General features: G+C 71.7%; 3 protein-coding genes. All 3 read right to left on the bottom strand.

What is annotated here, in order from left to right:
• On the bottom strand, positions 1–1481 hold a 1481-nt coding region (locus tag GWI24_RS41190), incomplete at its 3' end, for an amino acid permease (protein ID WP_210951142.1).
• A 52-nt stretch (positions 1482–1533) separates the two neighbouring features.
• Complete coding sequence (locus tag GWI24_RS41195) at positions 1534–2850, bottom strand: MFS transporter (RefSeq protein ID WP_210951143.1); 1317 nt, start codon at positions 2848–2850, stop codon at positions 1534–1536.
• A gap of 2 nt (positions 2851–2852) precedes the next feature.
• Positions 2853–4220, bottom strand: coding sequence for an FAD-binding oxidoreductase (locus GWI24_RS41200; protein ID WP_308344262.1), 1368 nt, complete (start codon positions 4218–4220; stop codon positions 2853–2855).
• Between the last annotated feature and the right edge of the window lie 63 nt (positions 4221–4283).

The following is a 4283-nucleotide window of genomic DNA, read 5'->3' on the forward strand; positions in this document are numbered from 1 at the left end:
GCGAGTCCGACCGCCATCCAGGCGCCGAAGGCGATCCAGGTGTCGGCCCCCAGCCCGTACATCACATACCCGCAGCAGGCCACTCCCAGCAGGGGTGTCACGGGCGCGAGCGGCACCCGGAAGCTGCGTGGCGCGTCCGGCTTGCGCCGGCGCAGGATCAGCACGGCCAGGTTGACCAGGGCGAAGGCGAAGAGGGTGCCGATGCTGGTGGCGTCGGCGAGGTCGCCGAGCGGGATGAGCGCGGCGAGGAGGGCGACGAAGGCGGAGACGATGACGGTGCCCGCGCGCGGCACTCCGGTGCGCCGGTGGACCCTGGAGAAGAGGCCGGGGACGAGCCCGTCGCGGGACATCGAGAACAGGATGCGGATCTGCCCGTACTGCACGGTGAGGACCACGCTGGTGGTGGCGACGACCGCGCCGATGGACAGCAGGACCGGCCACAGCTCGCCGCCACCGACGGAGCGGACGAGGACCTGGCTGAGCGTGGCCTCGGTGCCCTCGAACCGCTGCCAGGGCATCGCGCCGACCGCCGCCAGCGCGACCGCGCAGTACAGGGCGGTGACCAGCCCGAGCGAGAGGACGATGGCGCGCGGCAGATCGCGCTGCGGGTGCTTGGCCTCCTCCCCCGCCGTGGAGGCGGCGTCGAAACCGATGTAGGAGAAGAAGAGCGAGGAGGCGCCCGCGGTCATCCCGGCCGTGCCGAGGGGGAAGAGCGGCCGGAAGTTCCCGGCGTGGAAGGCGGTGAAGGCCACCGCGCAGAAGATGACGAGCGCGGCCAGCTTCACCGCCACCATCACGGTGTTGACCACGGCGCTCTCCCGGGCGCCGCGCAGCAGCACCACCATGGCGAGGACGACGATGGCGGCGGCGGGGACGTTCAGCACCCCGCCGTCGCCGGGCGGGGCGGCGAGCGCGTCGGGCAGGGTCCAGCCGACGGTCAGCTGGAGCAGTTCGTTGACGTACTGGCCCCAGCCGACCGCGACCGCCGCCACGGAGACCCCGTACTCGAGGATCAGACACCAGCCGCACACCCAGGCCACCAACTCGCCCAAGGTGGCGTAGGTGTAGCTGTACGAGGACCCGGCGCCCGGGATCATGCCCGCGAGCTCGGCGTAGGACAGGGCGGAGAACAGCGCGGTGACCCCGGCGAGGACGAAGGAAAGCACCACCGCCGGGCCTGCCTGGGGCACCGCCTCGCCGAGCACCACGAAGATCCCGGTGCCGAGTGTGGCGCCGACGCTCAGCAGGGTGAGCTGAGTCAGGCCCAGGGTGCGGCGGAGCGGACCGCCACCGGCCTCGGCGACCAGCTCCGCCACCTCCCGGCGGCGGGTCAGCCTGCCGACCGGGCCGGTGGCCTGCCCCGGGGCCCGCCGGCCGTGCGGTTGTGTTCGCACACCGTTCACATTGCCTCCCTTGTCCGCGCCGCCGCGCTGTACGGCCCCTGATGATGCGGAAGGGAGCGGGCGGGGAGGTGCACGCATCGGCCAAAGACCCGCCCGTGGCTTTGACCGTTCGGCCAAGGCCCGGTCGCGGCTACGCCGTCCGCGAGCGGTTGAGCAGCGCCAGGGAGCAGATGAGGGACACGGCCACCAGCACCATCTGGTAGATCACGACGGGCACGATCGATCCGCCGGTCGAGTGCAGCAGCCACTCGCCGACCAGGGGGGCCGTACCGCCGATGAGCGCCGAGCACAGTTGGTAGGAGAGGGAGATACCGGTGTAGCGCACGGAGATCGGGAAGGCGGCGGCCAGCAGTCCGGCCAGGATCGCGTAGTTCATCGCGCCGGTGATGCCCAGCAGACAGATGCCAAGCCCCACGACGACCGGCTGGGTCGTCGAGACACAGGCGTACATCACCGGCACGAGAAGGAAGTTGAGGCTCAGCAGGGCCGCCACGGTGCGGCGCGGGCCGAAGCGGCCGGCCAGCACCACCCCGAAGGGCTGGGTGATGAACTGCAGGACGCTGTAGACGAGCAGCACATTCAGCATGGTGGAGCGCTCCATGCCGAGGCTGTCGGTGGACCAGGACAGGACGAAGGTGGTGATGAAGTAGGTGGCGGCGATGCCGATGGAGCTGGCGAGCACACCGAGCGCGAGGGATCCGGGGTGGCGGGTGATCAGCTCCCGCAGGGGCACCTTGGCGACCCGCTTCTCGTCGCGCAGCCGGGCGAACTCCGGGGACTCCTCGACCTTGAGCCGCACCACCAGGCCGATGACCACCATCACGGCGGAGAAGAGGAACGGCACGCGCCAGCCCCAGGCGTCGAAGTCGTCGTCCGGCAGCTGGGTGAGCAGCGCGAACATCCCGGTGGCCAGGATCGATCCGGCCGGTGACCCCTGCTGGGCGAAGGCGCCGAAGGACAGCGCCTTCTCCTTGGGCGCGTGTTCGCTGGCGATGAGGACGGCGCCGCCCCATTCGCCGCCCACCGCGATGCCCTGCACCATGCGCAGCAGCACCAGCGCGATGGGCGCGGCGACGCCCACCTCGTCGTAGCCGGGGAGCAGCCCGATCAGGGTGGTGGCGATGCCCATCATCAGCAACGTGGTGACCAGGGTCTTCTTCCGGCCGATCCGGTCGCCGAGGTGGCCGAAGACGATGCCGCCGATCGGCCGGGCGAGGAAGCCGAGCCACAGGCTGCCGAACGCCTGCAGCGCGCCGGTGGTGTCACCACCGCCGCCGAAGAAGATCTTGCCGAGGACGAGCGCGGAGGCGGTGGAGTAGATGTAAAAGTCGTACCACTCGACGGTGGTGCCGATGAACGAGGCGAGACCGGCCTTGCGGGCGGTCCGCTCGCGGTCGGTGGCCGGGGCGCGGTCCGTGGCCGCGGCGGTGGCGGTGGGCTTGCTCATGGTCAGCGTCCGGATATGCGGTCGGCGAGACGGGCGATGGGCGATGTGGTGGTGCGGCCGGAGGACTCCGAGCGGTCGGCGGCGCGGTACGCGGCGTACATGCCGTGCACTCCGATCCACCGGAACGGTTCGGGCTCCCAGCGCCGGGTGCGGTGGCCGACCCAGGGCAGCGCGGTCAGCTCGGTGGAGTGGCCGAGCAGCAGATCGCGCAGGGTGCGTCCGGCGAGGTTGGTGGCGGCCACGCCGTGGCCGACGTATCCCCCGGCGAAGCCGACGCCGGTGGCGGGGTCGTAGCCGATCGAGGCGCACCAGTCGCGGGGCACGGCCAGCACCCCCGACCAGGCGTGGTCGATGGCGGCCTCGGCGGTGTCCGGGAAGAGGCCGGTGAGGATCCGCCGCAGGGCGCGCACGGTGTCCGCGCTGGTCTGCCCCGCCCGGTCGGTGCGGGAGCCGAACTTGTAGGGCACTCCGCGGCCGCCGATGGCGATACGGCCGTCCGCGGTGCGCTGTCCGTAGGTGTAAGCGTGGGTGGCGTCGCTGAGGAGTTCCTGCCCCTCCCAGCCGAGCCGCTTCCACAGCTCGTCGGGGAGCGGTTCGGTGACGATCATCGAGGAGTTCATCGGCAGCCAGGTGCGCCGCTCGCCCTCGATACCGCTGGTGAAGCCCTCGGTGGCGCGGACGATCCGGCCCGCGCGGATGGCGCCGAACGGGGTGCTGACCCGGCCGGGGGCGATGGCGGTGACCGGGGTGGACTCCAGAATCCGCACACCCCGCGCCGCCACCGCGCCAGCCAGGCCGCGCACCAGTTTGGCCGGGTGGACCCGGGCGCAGTGCGGATTGTGGTAGCCGGCCAGCGCCCCGTCCAGGCGCAGCCGCTCGGCGAGCCGGGGTGCGCTCAGCCACTCCAGGTCCTGCCCGCCCCAGTGGCGCAGCTGGTCGTACGCCGCGCGCAGCCGGGGCAGTTGGGCGGCGCCATGGGCGACGGTGAGATAGCCGCTCTTGACGATGTCGGCCTCGATGCCCTCGGTACGGGCCACCGAGATCACCTCGTCGACGGTGTGGATCATCTCCCGCTGGAGGGCGGTCACGGCCTCGCGCCCGCGTTTCCTCGCATAGGTCCCGGCCGATCCGGCGATCTTGCAGCTGAGCCAGCCGGCGTTCCGCCCCGAGGCGCCGAATCCGGCGAACTCCCGCTCCACGACGGTGATGTCGAGATCGGGGGCGGCCTGTTTGAGGTAGTACGCGGTCCACAACCCGGTGAAGCCCCCGCCCACGACGCACACATCGGTGGCGAGGTCACCGTCGAGCGGCGGACGCCGTTCGGGGAAGCCGGTCTGGCGGTACCAGAAGGACACATTTCCGTTCAGCACTGCGGCACTCAGCCAATCGTGGTCGAACGGCCGCTGGTCGGGCGGCCTGGGATGGCCCCGGTT

The organism is Streptomyces sp. MK37H, assembly GCF_018035285.1.
Taxonomy (GTDB): domain Bacteria; phylum Actinomycetota; class Actinomycetes; order Streptomycetales; family Streptomycetaceae; genus Streptomyces; species Streptomyces endocoffeicus.

What these genes read in the sequence shown, in the direction of transcription:
- GWI24_RS41195 (WP_210951143.1), bottom strand. Translation starts at nt 2,850, where the DNA reads ATGAGCAAGCCCACCGCCACCGCCGCGGCCACGGACCGCGCCCCGGCC.